Annotated in this window: 17 protein-coding genes; 16 read left to right on the top strand and 1 reads right to left on the bottom strand. The window is 46.0% G+C overall.

The annotated features are described in order from the left end of the window. Positions 1–32: 32 nt before the first annotated feature. The 16 genes from nadB (at position 33) to yajC (ending at position 14,482) form a co-directional block, all read left to right on the top strand. On the top strand, positions 33–1,565 hold the full coding sequence (gene nadB / locus GFC30_RS13950) for an L-aspartate oxidase (protein WP_066326446.1): 1,533 nt from the start codon (positions 33–35) through the stop codon (positions 1,563–1,565). Then, positions 1,562–2,401, top strand: coding sequence for a carboxylating nicotinate-nucleotide diphosphorylase (gene nadC, locus GFC30_RS13945; RefSeq protein ID WP_066326443.1), 840 nt, complete (start codon positions 1,562–1,564; stop codon positions 2,399–2,401). The genes nadB and nadC overlap by 4 nt, the downstream gene beginning before the upstream one ends. Positions 2,402–2,412: 11 nt before the next feature. Further along, entirely contained in the window at positions 2,413–3,516 is a 1,104-nt protein-coding gene (gene nadA / locus GFC30_RS13940) for a quinolinate synthase NadA (protein ID WP_066326442.1), read from the top strand. A 120-nt stretch (positions 3,517–3,636) separates the two neighbouring features. Continuing rightward, complete coding sequence (gene safA, locus GFC30_RS13935) at positions 3,637–5,088, top strand: SafA/ExsA family spore coat assembly protein (RefSeq protein WP_066326441.1); 1,452 nt, start codon at positions 3,637–3,639, stop codon at positions 5,086–5,088. Then, entirely contained in the window at positions 5,060–6,001 is a 942-nt protein-coding gene (locus tag GFC30_RS13930; RefSeq protein ID WP_084256384.1) for a phosphotransferase, read from the top strand. Before safA ends, GFC30_RS13930 begins: the two co-directional genes overlap by 29 nt. Before the next feature lie 41 nt (positions 6,002–6,042). Beyond that, complete coding sequence (nadE, locus tag GFC30_RS13925) at positions 6,043–6,783, top strand: NAD(+) synthase (RefSeq protein WP_066327440.1); 741 nt, start codon at positions 6,043–6,045, stop codon at positions 6,781–6,783. An 86-nt stretch (positions 6,784–6,869) separates the two neighbouring features. Further along, positions 6,870–7,577, top strand: coding sequence for a YhcN/YlaJ family sporulation lipoprotein (locus tag GFC30_RS13920; RefSeq protein WP_066326439.1), 708 nt, complete (start codon positions 6,870–6,872; stop codon positions 7,575–7,577). Between the two features lie 96 nt (positions 7,578–7,673). Further along, positions 7,674–8,411 (top strand): YebC/PmpR family DNA-binding transcriptional regulator, encoded by a 738-nt coding sequence (locus GFC30_RS13915; protein WP_066326438.1) that lies wholly within the window; start codon positions 7,674–7,676, stop codon positions 8,409–8,411. 79 nt (positions 8,412–8,490) lie between these two features. Beyond that, complete coding sequence (locus GFC30_RS13910; protein ID WP_238583519.1) at positions 8,491–9,501, top strand: DUF3231 family protein; 1,011 nt, start codon at positions 8,491–8,493, stop codon at positions 9,499–9,501. A gap of 100 nt (positions 9,502–9,601) precedes the next feature. Then, on the top strand, positions 9,602–10,084 hold the full coding sequence (locus GFC30_RS13905; protein ID WP_066326434.1) for an intercompartmental signaling factor BofC: 483 nt from the start codon (positions 9,602–9,604) through the stop codon (positions 10,082–10,084). A 101-nt stretch (positions 10,085–10,185) separates the two neighbouring features. Further along, entirely contained in the window at positions 10,186–10,779 is a 594-nt protein-coding gene (gene ruvA, locus GFC30_RS13900; protein ID WP_066326432.1) for a Holliday junction branch migration protein RuvA, read from the top strand. A 12-nt stretch (positions 10,780–10,791) separates the two neighbouring features. Continuing rightward, positions 10,792–11,790, top strand: coding sequence for a Holliday junction branch migration DNA helicase RuvB (gene ruvB / locus GFC30_RS13895; protein ID WP_066326431.1), 999 nt, complete (start codon positions 10,792–10,794; stop codon positions 11,788–11,790). Then, positions 11,787–11,993 (top strand): DUF2905 domain-containing protein, encoded by a 207-nt coding sequence (locus tag GFC30_RS13890; protein WP_066326429.1) that lies wholly within the window; start codon positions 11,787–11,789, stop codon positions 11,991–11,993. The genes ruvB and GFC30_RS13890 overlap by 4 nt, the downstream gene beginning before the upstream one ends. A gap of 25 nt (positions 11,994–12,018) precedes the next feature. Continuing rightward, complete coding sequence (gene queA / locus GFC30_RS13885) at positions 12,019–13,047, top strand: tRNA preQ1(34) S-adenosylmethionine ribosyltransferase-isomerase QueA (RefSeq protein WP_066326428.1); 1,029 nt, start codon at positions 12,019–12,021, stop codon at positions 13,045–13,047. Between the two features lie 16 nt (positions 13,048–13,063). Beyond that, positions 13,064–14,200 (top strand): tRNA guanosine(34) transglycosylase Tgt, encoded by a 1,137-nt coding sequence (tgt, locus tag GFC30_RS13880; protein ID WP_084256382.1) that lies wholly within the window; start codon positions 13,064–13,066, stop codon positions 14,198–14,200. Positions 14,201–14,215: 15 nt separating this feature from the next. Next, positions 14,216–14,482, top strand: coding sequence for a preprotein translocase subunit YajC (yajC, locus tag GFC30_RS13875; RefSeq protein WP_066326427.1), 267 nt, complete (start codon positions 14,216–14,218; stop codon positions 14,480–14,482). Between the two features lie 103 nt (positions 14,483–14,585). Here the strand turns inward: yajC and GFC30_RS13870 are convergent, their stop codons facing one another. Continuing rightward, positions 14,586–14,963, bottom strand: coding sequence for a TIGR04086 family membrane protein (locus GFC30_RS13870; RefSeq protein WP_066326426.1), 378 nt, complete (start codon positions 14,961–14,963; stop codon positions 14,586–14,588). Between the last annotated feature and the right edge of the window lie 17 nt (positions 14,964–14,980).

The following is a 14,980-nucleotide window of genomic DNA, read 5'->3' as shown; positions in this document are numbered from 1 at the left end:
CAAGACAGTAAAAAATAACAGGGGGCTTACGTATGCCACAAGCGGATGTCATTATTGTCGGCAGCGGTCTAGCGGCGCTCATGACAGCCTATCACTTACATGAGCATAAAAATGTGATGATTTTCACAAAAACCAAAACAAGAGAAAGCAACTCGTGGCTTGCCCAAGGGGGAGTGGCCGCTGCGATTGCGAAAGAGGACGATTGGCGACTGCATTATGAAGATACATTAATCGCCGGCGCTTTCCATAACGACGAGCAAGCGGTCGAACTACTTGTTCGGGAAGGACCCGCTCGATTATTAGAACTCGTGAAAGAAGGATTGCAATTTGATATTGATGAAGCCGGGCAGTTTCAGCTCGGCAACGAAGGAGCACATAGCCGCCGCCGTATTTTACACGCTGGCGGTGACCAAACAGGCAAAGCGCTCGTTTCGTTTTTGCTTGAAAAACTGAACGGAAAAGTTACGGTAATAGAAGACGAAAGCGTCACAGACCTCCTCATTAGCGACGGCCGTTGTTTAGGCGTAAAAACGAGAACGGGGACTCATTATGCAAATGCGGTCGTTCTTTCGACCGGCGGCTGCGGCAATGTATACGCGTTTACCTCCAACGCTCCGCCGGCGACAGGCGATGGTATTGCACTTGCCTATCGAGCAGGCGCGGTCGTTAGCGATATGGAATTTGTTCAGTTTCATCCGACGATGCTTTATGTGGATGGAAAAGCGGTAGGACTTATTTCGGAAGCAGTGCGTGGAGAAGGCGCGATCCTCGTGACGGAGGACGGAAGGCGGCTCATGGAACATGTGCATCCGCAACGCGATTTAGCTCCAAGAGATATCGTCGCTCGTGCCATTCATGCAGAAATGACAAGAGGGGGGCACGTGTATTTAGATATTTCGACCATTCCCCATTTCCACACACGCTTTCCGACGATTGCTGCTATGTGCGAAGCGTATGGAGTGGATGTCAACGGCGGAAAACTCCCGGTCGTCCCAGGCGCGCATTTTTTAATGGGCGGCATTCAAGTAGACTTATCGGGAAAAACGTCACTTCCCGGCTTATATGCGGTCGGTGAAGCGGCATGCACTGGGGTTCATGGGGCAAACCGGCTCGCGAGCAATTCACTTTTAGAAGGAATCGTATTTGGGGCAAGGCTTGCGGAAACGTTGCGCAACGAGCAAACAAACCGGCTAGAGTGCGCCTTCTACGAGGGAGTACCGTTTACAAAACGGCTGCCCTCGGTTTCTAACATTCAAACGATGATGACAAAACATGTCGGCATTGTAAGGGATGAAATAAGTTTAACGACTGCGAAACAATGGTTTGAACAGTTTTCTATCTACGAACTGCTCGTTTCCGATTGGTCGTTCTTTAGTGACGAACAATTGACCGCCGCTTCTTTACTACTCAATGGCTGGCTAATTACGACATCGGCGCTAAAACGAACGGAAAGCCGAGGAGGACATTATCGCTCGGACTATCCAAAAGAAGAAGCGTACTGGAAGAAACGACGCATAGAGCGAAGAAAAGAGGAACTTTTGGCACAGGTGGGAGGAAAAGAATGAATCCGCTTAAATTACAACAGATGTTGCAACAGTTTTTTCTTGAGGATATCGGTGAGCGCGACATAACGACAGAAACGATTTTTCCAAATGACCAACGAGCAACGGGGGTATTTTTAATAAAAGAAGACGGCGTCTTTTCGGGAAGGGATGTGCTTGTCACTGGCTATCGCCTGCTTGACCCGTCGATTGCAGTGACGCTTTATAAACGAGACGGGGAGTTAGTGAAAAAAGGCGAAATTGTAGCCGAAGTTTCCGGTCCGATTGCCCCGCTGTTAACCGGTGAGCGCGTCATTTTAAATCTCATGCAGCGCATGAGTGGCATCGCCACACTTACTCATCGAGCAGTGACGATTTTAAATAGCAAACATACGCGCATTTGTGACACAAGAAAGACAACGCCAGGGCTGCGCATGTTAGAAAAATACGCGGTGACGTGCGGCGGCGGGTACAACCATCGCTTCGGGCTGTATGATGCGGTGATGATTAAAGATAACCATATCGCGTTTTGTGGCTCGATTACAAAAGCGGTAGAAACGGCGCGCGCTCGCCTTGGCCATATGGTGAAAATCGAAGTGGAGACAGAAACGAAAGAACAAGTCATCGAAGCAGTCGAAGCAGGGGCGGACGTCATTATGTTCGATAACCGGACGCCGGAAGAAATCAAAGCGTTTGTCGAGCTTGTCCCACCATCTATCATTACCGAGGCATCGGGCGGCATTACGCTTGAAAATTTAGCGCAATACGGCGATACCGGCGTCGATTATATTTCGTTAGGGATGATAACCCACTCTGCGAAAGCGTTAGATATTAGTTTTAACATTAAAGGTTGGAAATAGGGGGAGAAACGATGAACGTATTGGACATGATGCAAAAACAAGACAATATGCCGGAAGTATATAAAACGATGAGCGTCGAAGCAATGGAAGCGCGCGTACGCGCGGTTAAAGAAAAACTAGGAGACCGGCTATTTATTCCTGGCCATCATTATCAAAAAGATGAAGTGATTCAATTTGCGGATGCGACCGGTGATTCGTTGCAACTTGCTCAAGTGGCGGCGAAAAATAAACAAGCGAAATATATCGTCTTTTGCGGCGTTCATTTTATGGCAGAAACGGCTGATATTTTAACAAGCGATGAGCAAAAAGTCATTTTACCGGATATGCGCGCGGGCTGTTCAATGGCGGATATGGCAGATTTGACGCAAGTGGAACGGGCGTGGCCAATGTTGCAAGAGTTGTTCGGCGACACGATTTTACCGTTAACATACGTCAACTCTACAGCGGCGATTAAAGCGTTTGTCGGTCGGAACGGCGGAGCGACGGTGACATCTTCGAACGCGGATAAAATGGTCGCATGGGCGTTTACGCAAAAAGAACGCATCTTTTTCTTACCGGATCAACATTTAGGAAGAAATACAGCCTATAAGCTAGGGGTAGCGCTTGACGAAATGGCTGTCTGGGATCCGCTGACGGATATGTTGCAATACGAAGGCGATATAAGCCGCGTAAAAGTCATTCTTTGGAAAGGACATTGTTCCGTCCATGAAAACTTTACAGTCAAACATGTCGAACACATTCGCCAAACAAAACCAGATATGAACATTATCGTTCATCCGGAATGTAGCTGGGAAGTCGTGCAACAGTCCGATTATGCCGGCTCGACAAAATACATTATCGAAACAATTCGCAACGCCCCGGCGGGAAGCAAATGGGCGATTGGCACAGAGATGAACTTAGTCAATCGCTTGATTCAACAACACCCTGATAAAGAAATTATTTCGCTTAATCCATATATGTGTCCATGTTTAACGATGAATCGTATTGACTTACCGCATTTTCTTTGGGCGCTCGAGTCGTTAGAACAAGGAAAAATCATTAATCAAATTACTGTTCCTGATTCCATCGCAACAGACGCGGTGAAGGCGTTAGAGAGAATGCTTGCACGCGCGTAAAAGGTGTCCATTTGGGCGCCTTTATTTTTTTATCATAAAATCAGCAACTAGTTCATAAGTTATGTTGAAGGATGATGGCGAAAGGGTATATAAACCGTGTGGGTGTAGGAGGGGAACGGAGTGAAAATCCATATTGTCCAAAAAGGCGATACACTTTGGAAAATTGCCCAAAAATATGGGGTCGATTTTGAAGCATTGAAAAAAATAAATGGCCATTTAAGCGATCCAAATTACATTATGCCAGGAATGAAAATAAAAATTCCAACTGCCGGCGTTCCAGTGAAAAAAGAAATGCAGAAAAAAGAAACGGTCGTTCATATGCACCCGAAAAAAGAAGAGCCAATCGAACATCCATATGCTGAAGCGAAGCCGTTTGTTTCGTTTAACATAGAGGCAGAAATAGCTCCGAACGTTAATGTGAACCCGAAAGTAAAGGAAACGCCGAAAGAAGCAAACATGAACGCCAATCCATCGATGAATGAAGCACCGGAAACACCAAATATCCAACAGCCGCTACCAGAGCCGCCCAAAGCGCCGATTGCGCAAAAGCCGCAAGCGCCATCCGCAGAGAAAAAAGAATTACCGAAGGCTCCTGTAAAAGAACCGGAAAAAGCACCACTAGAAAATGTAATGAAAGAAGCGGCTAACGATAAGAAGCCGGCGGAAGCTCCCTATACAATTCCGCCCGTTTCGCCTAATCCATACGCGCATTGGAACATGCCGCCGCTTCCCACAAAGCCAGCAAATATTTTGCCAAACATGATGAAGCCAGATGTAGAAGATATCGAAAGTCCAGAAAAAGCTGTTCATCACGATGCGCCGCCAGAACTCCCAGCCGTTCCATACGTTCCTATGTGGCCGCAGCCGCAACAGCCATGGGGATATGCGCCACAACCGAATCAACCGAACGAACTAACGAATCCGCAGGCACAGCCGCAAGAACATTGTGTGCCGGTCACGCCAGTCATGCCTGGATATGGATTTTATTATCCATCAATGCCATTTGTCGGCTACCCAGCCGCACCAATGCCGATGCAAGTAGAAAGTAGCTCGCACATGTTTCCAGGTATTCATGAAAGTAGCGAATCACATGGTTGGATGCCGCCAGCACCACCAGCAGGAATGCAGTACCCAACTGCGCCAATGGTAGGGATGCAGTACCAGTACCCAGTAGCACCGCCAGCGGGCATACCGTACCCAATGGTACCGCCGGCAGGGATGCAATATCCAACGTCACCACCGGCAGGGATGCAGTACCCGACGTCGCCAGCAGGGATGCAGTACCCACCAATAGGGATGCAGTCCCCAGAGGTATCCCCAACGGATGAGCAATACCAAGCGCCAGCGCCAACAGCCGGACAATATATGACGTCACCGCTACCAGGATATGCGCCGCTGCCGCCAAGTTACGGAGGTTCGCTGCAATATGCACCATATTATTCACAACCCCAAGGACCTAGTTTTTCAGCACCGTTTGCGCCGTTACCGCCGCAGCCGTCTGCTTTTCCGCCAAGCCCGCAGCAACTGTTTATGATGCCGCAATATGGCGAAAGCAGTGAGCATGATGAATAAACAGCGAAGAGACGATGGCTGGCATCGTCTCTTCCTATTTCTTGAAAAAGAGTATGGGATAAAAGTACAAAAATGTACCGTGATTAAACCACATGTGTTCCTTATAGAAACGAGCGGTGGAAAAAAAGTGTTAAAAAAATACCGAACGTTTTTGGAAGCATCAAGACAACAAATGCTTTTTCGGTTATTAAAAACAGAAGGATTTCTCGCGATGCCTTCTATTGAAGGAGTTATTGCGTTTTCAGACGATTACTGGACGATACAACCATATATCCAAGCACATCGTTCATTGGATTACCGTATCGAAAAAGACCGAGAGGATAGTTTGATATTGCTTCGTACGTACCATGCTTTTTCCCAACCACTCGTACGTCATCCGTTTTTTCAGACGATGGTACCGCGTTATTTTTTATACGAAAAGCGGTTAGAGAGATATAGACAGTTTCTTCATATGCTGCCGGCGTTACAACGGTTAATGAAAAAGGAAGAACTTTCGTTTGTTTTATCGTGTGCCAATGCTTTTTTTACGTATTTTCCTTCTTATCGTTCAGCATTTTTCACGGAACAAACGACCATGATTCACGGCGATGTTGCCTCACATAATTTTTTGCGTACGGAAACAGGTAGTTATTTAATCGATTATGATTTACTTGCAATTGCGCCCCCTGCCGTTGATTATTTGCAGTACATAAGCCGCGTCATGCCACACGTTCAATGGTCCGTAGCGTTTTTAACACAACATCCAATGTTGCGGACGTTCATGGAAAAACCATGGTTTTTAGCCGCGCTTTTATTTCCCGCGGACGTCATGCGTGAATGGCGAATCGTGATGGAACGAAACGTGCCGTTCACGATTTCACATTTTGATAACCGCAAACGGTTTGTGCAAAAAATCATGAATATGATAAGATAGCGTATATGCCATTTTTCGTGAAAGGGAGTCAGATGGAGATGATGGAACAAAAAATTGAGAAATTGATTGCGTGGCTTCGTGAACAAGTGCACAATGCGGGGTTAAATGGAGCGATTGTCGGCATTAGTGGCGGTATTGACTCAGCGGTAGTGACGCATTTAATTAAGCGGGCATTTCCGAATGATTCGCTTGGGCTGATTATGCCGTGCAAAAGCAATCCAAAAGATAAAGAAGATGCGCTAAAAGTCGTGGCAAGTTGCGGCATTAAGCACCTTGTAATTGACTTAACAGAAACGCATCAAACGCTATTTAGCGAAATTGAAAAACAGCTGAAAGAAAAAGGGGAGTGGAACGAAGAAGCAGCGCGGCTTGGCGACGCGAATACGAGAGCGCGCCTGCGCATGACGACGTTGTATGCGGTTGCCAATAACTACGGCTACCTTGTCGTCGGAACAGACAATGCGGCAGAGTGGCATACCGGCTATTTCACGAAATACGGCGATGGCGGCGTTGACTTAGTTCCGCTCGTTCATTTTACGAAAGGAGAAGTGCGCGAAATGGCGCGTATTCTCGGCGTCCCAGAAGAAATTATTACGAAAGCGCCAAGTGCAGGGCTTTGGGAAGGACAAACCGATGAAAATGAAATGGGAACGACGTACGAAATGATCGATAAATATTTAAAAGGCGAAGAAATTCCGGAAAAAGACCGGCAAATTATTGAACGGCTACATAACCGTTCCCACCATAAACGCCAATTGGCAATTGCACCGCCAAAATTTTAATTGACCGATGAGTAAACCCTCACTTATTTGCCAAGCTAAAAATGGGCCATTTGTTAGGTCCGATGGCAAATAAGGGGGGGTTTTCGTTGAGAAAAACAATCGCAATAGTAGGTGCTATTTGCTGCATTGGTGGACTCGCGGCATGTGCGAACTATGCAGAGGACAGAAATCCTCGTTACCGTGATGCTGCCCGTCCGATCGGGTATTATTCCACTGACCACGATCAATATATGTACAATCGTGACGGCACGAATCGCGAAAATTATGGAAATGCATATATCATGGACAATCAAAACGGACCGCTTGCTGACTTATGGAATGTCGATATGACGGGGCGTTACACAGAGCGAACGAATCCAACGCTTCCGCTTGAAGCTAATTTTGGAAAATACGACAAAAATTATCACGGGCATTTAAACCCGATGACTGCCAGAACGCATCCATCGTATTATGACCATTATGACGGGCGGTTAGCGGAAATGGTTGCTCATGAAGCGACGAAGGTGAAAAACGTGACCGACGCGCGTGTACTTGTCTATAAAGGACATGTGCTCGTAGCAGTCGCAACGAACGCCTCTGACACAACCCGTGTGGAAAACCAAGTTGCCCAAGCGATAGCGCCGTATACGAAAGGAAAACACGTGCGCGTCGTTTCAAATCCAAGCGTCTTCCAACGCGTGCGCGTCATCGATAACAACATTCGTTACGGCCGCCCGTTTTCAGAAATCGAGCGCGATTTAAAAACGATTTTTTATAAAGGGGAAATCATCGAGCACCCGGCCAATACCCGATAGAGATGCCTTATAGGCATCTCTATGCTATTTTACCGTTGGTTGATTTTTTGTTATAGTAGTATCGGAAATTTCGTGTCATGAGAGGAGAAATTTACAATGGCTGGACATTCCAAATGGAAAAATATTCAGCGTCGAAAAAATGCGCAAGATGCCAAACGCGGAAAAATGTTCATGAAATTGGCGAAAGAAATTTACGTTGCGGCAAAAATGGGAGGCGGTGATCCGAGCACGAACGCTAGCTTGCGCCTTGTCATGGAAAAAGCCAAAGCAGCAAACATGCCGAACGAAAATATTGAACGCGCTATTAAAAAAGCAACAGGAAACCAAGAACACGCCAATTACGAAGAAATTCGCTACGAAGGATACGGTCCGGGGGGCGTAGCGGTGATGGTCGTGTGTTTAACAGACAATAAAAATCGTACCGCGTCCAATGTGCGCGTTGCCTTCTCGAAAAATGGGGGGAACCTCGGGGAAACGGGATGCGTATCCTATTTATTTGAACGGAAAGGATTGCTTGTTATCGCTCGTGAAGAATTAGACATCGAAGAAGACGATATGCTTCTTCAAGCGATTGAAGCGGGAGCAGAAGAGATGGAAACGACGGACGATTCGTTTGAAATTTATACCACCCCTGAACAGTTTGAAGACGTGAAAAACGCGTTAGCAGCGAACGGCTTTACGTTCGTTGATGCCCAAATTACAATGATTCCACAAACATATACGAAATTAACCGGCGACGACTTAACAAAAATGCTAAAATTGATCGACATGTTAGAAGACGATGACGACGTCCAAGAAGTGTACCACAATTTAGACGAGTCCGATATGGAGTAGAAACCGCTCAAAGGAGCGGTTTTTTTTACATAGTTTTTTCAGGTGGGAACATACTAATGCCAAATGGGAGGGATGGATAGTGAAAACAAAAACGATACGATTAACAAGTGCCGAGATTGCGAATAGTTGGCATACGTATATGTACGATAGCATGGTAGAAAGCGTGATGACCCATTTTAAACAAACAGCAGAAGATGCAGAAGTGAAACTGATGGTAGAGAAAATGCTCGAAACTGTTCAGAAGCATCTTCACACGCTAGAAAAGCTATTTTGCGAAGAAGGGATCGCAAAGCCGGATGGCTTTCCGGTTGAAAAACATGTCCACATGGATGCACCCAAACTTTTTTCGGACGTGTTTTATTTAGAATACATTAACCAAATGACCCAATTTAAAATCTCATCGCATATGACATCAATTGTCATGGCTTCTCGTCACGACATTCAACGATTATTTACTGAATTTATTCAAGAGGCGATTGAGTTAAACGGTAACGTGCGTACGATGATGAAAGAAAAAGGCGTACATATTCGTCCTCCGTATATGGAATATCCAAAAAAAGTCGACTATGTTGAAAAGCAAAACTTTTTAACCGGATGGCTTGGACGTCGTCGACCGCTATTGGCAGTAGAAGCAGCGTATTTAGTGATGAACTCCATGAATAACGAAATCGCCAAATCGACGCTTACCGGATTTGCCCAAGTGACGAAAGACCCAGAAATCCGCAACTTTTTTATTCGCGGCCAACGAGTAACTTCCGACATTATTATTTCTATTTTTGACGTGTTACAGGAAAATGATATTCCTGCATCAATGACATGGGATACGGTCGTCAACGATTCGACAGTTGCACCATTCTCTGAGCAACTGATGCTCTTTTTAATTCATACGCTATCGGGGATAGGAATGGCTATGTACGGACAAGCATTGTCACTGACGATGCGAAGGGACTTAGCGGCACTATATCTTTCATTCATGGGAAAAGCTGGGGCATATGCTGAAGACGGGGTTAATCTAATGATTGAGCGCGGATGGCTCGAACAGCCTCCTCATTTTCTTGACCGCCAACGGTTAATAAAAGAGTCGAACTAACAATGCTCACTTGTTGTGGGCATTTTTTATGGATAAAATTTCAACAGCTGGCGAAACTAGAAATGAACGAGTGATTTTTCAAACAAGAGGGGGGAACAACATGCGGAAGGTTAGCGCGTGCTTTTTATTCGTCGTTTCCTTATTTATCGTTTCTTCGTATACAGCAGCACAATCACCTGTGCAACTAACAATTTTATTAGAGCGAATGTATTTAGACGGACAAGTAAGTGAAGAAATTCGCAAAGAAACGGTCATGTCGATGCATGAAGTATGGAAAAAATATAACGATTGGCAGCTCGTTGATTTAGATGACAAACAAATTGTTTTTCAAAAAGCGATTAACGACATTTCGCCATTAGCGAAAGCAAATGGCTATTTTGGCTTAACGAAAGACGGGACGCTGTCCATTTTTGAAGGAAAGCCGACGCCGTCTTCGCGCATTATCCAATCATTTTTTCAAATTGATGTAAAAAAATTAGAAAGCCGAAAACAACAACAACTGAAAAAAGGCATTCGCGTTGTTTCAAAAGCGCGGTACGAAGATATTTTAGCCACGTACCGCCCGTTTGCCCTCACCGAATAAAAGGCTTATCGAACGATAAGTCTTTTTTGTATGCAGAGCAGTCGCCTCGATTTAGTGGATGTGGTACAATGAGAAACAGTGAGAAAGAGAGGGGAACGGTGTTGATTGAGTTTGTCCGCGGAGTAGTGGCTTATGTTTGTCCAGAATACATTGTAGTCGAAACGAACGGGGTTGGCTATCAAATTTTTACACCCAATCCGTTTTCGTTTCAGTCAGACCGTGATACAATCGTGACGGTCTATACATATCAATATGTACGCGAAGATGTCATGGCATTATATGGGTTTCGAACGCGTGAAGAACGGACGCTGTTCGCGAAATTATTGCAAGTATCTGGCATCGGACCAAAGGGAGGATTGGCGATTTTAGCCGCAGGGGAGCCGAAACAGCTTGTCAATGCAATCGAAGCAGAAAACGAAGCATTTCTATGCAAGTTCCCTGGCGTGGGAAAAAAAACAGCGCGGCAAATGATTCTTGATTTAAAAGGAAAATTGTCGCACGTTGCTGCAGATGCCCCTGAGTTCTCTCATTGGATCGAACGAGAACAAGAAACAGCGCTCACAGAAGCGATGGAGGCGTTAAAAGCGCTCGGCTATGCGGAGCGGGAAATTCGTAAAATTGAACCATTTTTAAAAACGGAAACGATGTCTACCGACCAGTATATTAAGCGCGCATTGCAGCTATTATTAAAATAAGGGGGGAGTATGATGGAAGAGCGCCTTGTCGCCGGAGGTGCTTCGGCTGATGAAGCGTCGTTAGAATATAGCCTCCGTCCGAAAGTTTTACAAGAGTATATCGGCCAAGAGCAAGTGAAAAATAACTTAAAAATATTTATTGAAGCGGCGAAAATGCGGAATGAAACGCTTGACCACGTTCTGTTATACGGCCCTCCAGGGCTTGGGAAAACGACGCTTGCTGCCATTATCGCCAATGAAATGGGCGTTCGTCTGCGGACGACGTCGGGACCAGCGATTGAGCGCCCAGGTGATTTAGCAGCGATTTTAACGGCGCTTGAGCCGGGGGACGTACTGTTTATCGATGAAATTCACCGCCTGCCTCGAGCGGTAGAAGAAGTGTTATATCCAGCGATGGAAGATTATTGTTTAGATATCGTGATCGGCAAAGGACAAACGGCGCGGTCGATTCGGCTTGAGCTGCCACCATTTACGCTTGTTGGGGCGACGACAAGAGCAGGAGCATTATCTGCGCCGCTTCGTGACCGATTTGGTGTATTAAGCCGATTAGAATATTACCGTCCAGAGCAGCTGGCACAAATTGTTACAAGGGCAGCTAGTCTTTTGGAAGTGGCGATTGAGGAAAAAGCAGCGGTTGAAATTGCTAAGCGCTCGCGGGGAACGCCGCGCATCGCCAACCGGTTGTTGCGGCGCGTCCGCGACTTTGCCCAAGTAAAAGGCGATGGAACCATCACAGCGGTGTTAGCAAACGAAGCACTCGAATTACTGCAAGTCGACCGTCTAGGGCTTGACCATATCGACCATAAACTATTGCAGGCGATGATAGAAAAATTTCGCGGCGGTCCTGTTGGGGTAGAAACGATTGCGGCTACTATTGGAGAAGAAGCGCAAACGATTGAAGATGTATACGAGCCGTACTTACTGCAAATCGGCTTTTTGCAGCGAACACCGCGCGGCCGTATCGTCACTTCTGCAGCATACCGACATTTTGGAATGGAGGAACCAAAATGAGCAATTTCCCGAAAATGATCATGCTAATGGGTGTGATTTTGCTTGTTGTTGGGTTTGTTATGCAGTTTGTAAAGCTCGGCCGCCTTCCTGGCGATATCATCATTCAAAAAGGAAATACGACCTTTTATTTTCCGATAGTCACGTCGATACTACTAAGTATCGTGCTTTCTCTCATTTTTTATTTCATTGGTCGATTTCGCTAAAATAATAATGGAATAGGTGAAAGAAATGAAAGTAGACTTATTTGATTTTTATTTGCCAGAAGAGTTAATTGCCCAAACGCCGTTATCGGACCGAGAAGCGTCGCGGCTAATGGTGCTTAATAAACGAACAGGCGAGATTAACCATGAAACGTTTCGTGCCATTTTATCGTATTTACAAGCAGGCGATTGTCTTGTTTTAAATGATACACGCGTATTGCCGGCAAGGCTCTATGGAGAAAAAGAAGGAACAGGGGCAAAAGTGGAAGTTCTCTTGTTAAAACAGCTCGATGGCGACCGATGGGAAACGCTCGTGAAACCGGCAAAACGTGTGAAAGAAGGAACGATCATTACATTTGGTGATGGGCGGCTACAAGCAGTGTGCGAAGGCACGCTAGAACACGGCGGCAGAGTGCTCACTTTCCACTACAATGGAATTTTTTATGAAATATTAGAATCGCTTGGCGAAATGCCGCTACCTCCTTACATAAAAGAACAGTTAGAAGACCGCGAACGCTACCAGACCGTGTATGCCCGCGAACGAGGTTCGGCAGCGGCGCCGACGGCAGGACTTCATTTTACCGAACAGTTGCTAGACGATATTCGTCAAAAAGGAGTACACATTGCTTTTATTACGCTACATGTTGGGCTAGGTACGTTCCGCCCTGTCAATGTCGAGAATGTCGAAGAGCACGACATGCATGCAGAATTTTACCAAATGTCGGAAGAAACTGCTCGCCTATTAAACGATGTAAAGCAGCGTGGCGGGCGGATTATTGCCGTTGGCACAACATCGACGCGCACGCTCGAAACAATTGCAACGCGCCATAATGGTACGTTCGTTGCCGAAAGAGGCTGGACAGATATCTTCATTTATCCGGGCTACGAATTTCGAGCAATTGACGGGATGGTGACCAATTTTCATCTGCCAAAATCGACGCTCATTATGCTCGTCAGCGCGTTGGCAGGGCGCGAAAACGTCTTGCACGCCTATGAAGAAGCCGTGAAAGAACGATATCGTTTTTTCAGCTTTGGCGATGCGATGTTGATTATTTAAGAAAGGAGTTATACATTTGGCAATTCGATATGAATTAATTAAAACATGTAAACAAACGGGTGCGCGGCTTGGAATGATCCATACGCCGCACGGCTCATTTGAAACGCCGATGTTTATGCCAGTCGGGACGCTAGCGACCGTCAAAACGTTGTCGCCGGAAGAATTGAAAGAAATGGGCGCTGGCATTATTTTAAGCAACACGTATCATTTATGGCTTCGTCCTGGGCATGAGATTGTAAAAGAAGCAGGTGGGCTTCATTCGTTTATGAATTGGGATCGCGGCATTTTAACCGACTCAGGTGGCTTTCAAGTATTTAGCCTAAGTGAATTTCGTAAAATTGAAGAAGAGGGGGTATATTTTCGCAACCATTTAAATGGGGACAAGCTCTTTTTGTCCCCAGAAAAAGCGATGGAAATTCAAAATGCCCTCGGTTCAGACATTATGATGGCGTTTGACGAATGTCCGCCGTATCCAGCGACGTATGAATATATGAAACGATCAGTCGAACGGACGAGCCGCTGGGCAGAGCGCTGCTTAAAAGCGCACCAACGTCCAAACGAGCAAGGATTGTTTGGCATTGTGCAAGGTGGGGAATTTGAAGACTTGCGCAAACAGAGCGCACAAGACCTTGTATCGCTCGATTTTCCTGGCTACGCTGTCGGCGGGTTGTCGGTTGGCGAGCCGAAAGAGGTGATGAACCGTGTCCTTGAATTTACGACCCCGCTATTGCCGGCAAATAAGCCGCGCTATTTAATGGGCGTCGGGTCACCGGATTCATTGATTGACGGGGCGATTCGCGGCATTGATATGTTTGACTGCGTGTTGCCGACAAGAATCGGCCGCAACGGAACGGTAATGACGAGCGAAGGGCGCGTCGTCATTAAAAATGCCCAATATGCCCGCGATTTCACCCCGCTTGACCCGAATTGTGACTGCTATACGTGCCGCAATTATACGCGCGCATATATTCGCCACTTAATCAAGTGTGACGAAACGTTTGGTATTCGACTTACTTCTTACCATAACGTCTATTTTTTGATAAAATTGATGGAGCAAGTCCGTCAAGCGATTCGCGAAGACCGTCTCGGAGATTTCCGCGACGAATTTTTCGAGCGATACGGGTTTAATAAACCAAATGCGAAAAACTTTTAGAAAGGGGGGAAATAGATGGCAACTGTGATGAATTTACTACCGCTTGTGTTAATGTTTGTGATTTTTTATTTCTTGCTCATTCGTCCGCAGCAAAAGCGCCAGCGCGCCGTACAGCAAATGCAGGCGAATTTGAAAAAGGGGGATAAAATCGTAACAATTGGCGGATTGCACGGGATTATTGACTCCATCGACGAAGATAAAGTCGTCATCCGTGCAGGCGACGGCACACGTCTTACATACGACCGTTCAGCCGTTCGAGAAGTCGTGGCGGAAAATAAATAACGATAAGAAGCTGCCTTTGTATGCAAAAGGCAGCTTTTTGGTTTAAAAGATTTATGGATTAACCATGAACCTCCAGTTGATCTTGCTCGATTTTTAGCCTTTCTTAATGTTGGCGCGACGACGAAAAATTGACGCCCATGATTCCTCCGATCACCGCGACGACCAAAAAGCCGAGATGGTATACCCATTGTTGGGTGGAGAAAGATTTTTCCATCGCTAAAAATTGAAATAAAAAGATAATGAGTGTAAAGCAAACGCCGGTTGCTCCACCAATGAGCCAACCACGTTCTTTTCCTTTTCCACCGGCAACGACCCCTCCGATAAAGACAGATAAAAGCGAGCAAGCAAAAATAACCAGTGTTAACGACGATTCTTGTACATTCGTCCATTTTAAGAGAAGTGACAGCAACAAACTTACCATTGAGGCGAGTAAAAAAATGGTCACTACTCCATACGCCACGGCTTTTCCAAACCGAGCCATGTGTTCTCCCTCCGTTT

The sequence above is a fragment of the Anoxybacillus amylolyticus genome (genome assembly GCF_001634285.1).
In the GTDB taxonomy this organism is placed as follows: domain Bacteria; phylum Bacillota; class Bacilli; order Bacillales; family Anoxybacillaceae; genus Anoxybacteroides; species Anoxybacteroides amylolyticum.
The sequence above is the reverse complement of the archived record's forward strand: the minus strand, read 5'-3'. Positions and strand labels throughout refer to the sequence as shown.

Excerpts from the sequence above, each read along its gene's own strand:
- nadB (WP_066326446.1), top strand. The coding sequence starts at position 33 with ATGCCACAAGCGGATGTCATTATTGTCGGCAGCGGTCTAGCGGCGCTC.
- nadE (WP_066327440.1), top strand. The coding sequence starts at position 6,043 with ATGGAACAAAAAATTGAGAAATTGATTGCGTGGCTTCGTGAACAAGTG.
- yajC (WP_066326427.1), top strand. The coding sequence starts at position 14,216 with ATGGCAACTGTGATGAATTTACTACCGCTTGTGTTAATGTTTGTGATT.
- GFC30_RS13915 (WP_066326438.1), top strand. The coding sequence starts at position 7,674 with ATGGCTGGACATTCCAAATGGAAAAATATTCAGCGTCGAAAAAATGCG.
- GFC30_RS13930 (WP_084256384.1), top strand. The coding sequence starts at position 5,060 with ATGGCGAAAGCAGTGAGCATGATGAATAAACAGCGAAGAGACGATGGC.
- GFC30_RS13870 (WP_066326426.1), bottom strand. The coding sequence starts at position 14,963 with ATGGCTCGGTTTGGAAAAGCCGTGGCGTATGGAGTAGTGACCATTTTT.
- GFC30_RS13905 (WP_066326434.1), top strand. The coding sequence starts at position 9,602 with ATGCGGAAGGTTAGCGCGTGCTTTTTATTCGTCGTTTCCTTATTTATC.
- GFC30_RS13890 (WP_066326429.1), top strand. The coding sequence starts at position 11,787 with ATGAGCAATTTCCCGAAAATGATCATGCTAATGGGTGTGATTTTGCTT.
- queA (WP_066326428.1), top strand. The coding sequence starts at position 12,019 with ATGAAAGTAGACTTATTTGATTTTTATTTGCCAGAAGAGTTAATTGCC.
- nadC (WP_066326443.1), top strand. The coding sequence starts at position 1,562 with ATGAATCCGCTTAAATTACAACAGATGTTGCAACAGTTTTTTCTTGAG.
- ruvB (WP_066326431.1), top strand. The coding sequence starts at position 10,792 with ATGGAAGAGCGCCTTGTCGCCGGAGGTGCTTCGGCTGATGAAGCGTCG.
- nadA (WP_066326442.1), top strand. The coding sequence starts at position 2,413 with ATGAACGTATTGGACATGATGCAAAAACAAGACAATATGCCGGAAGTA.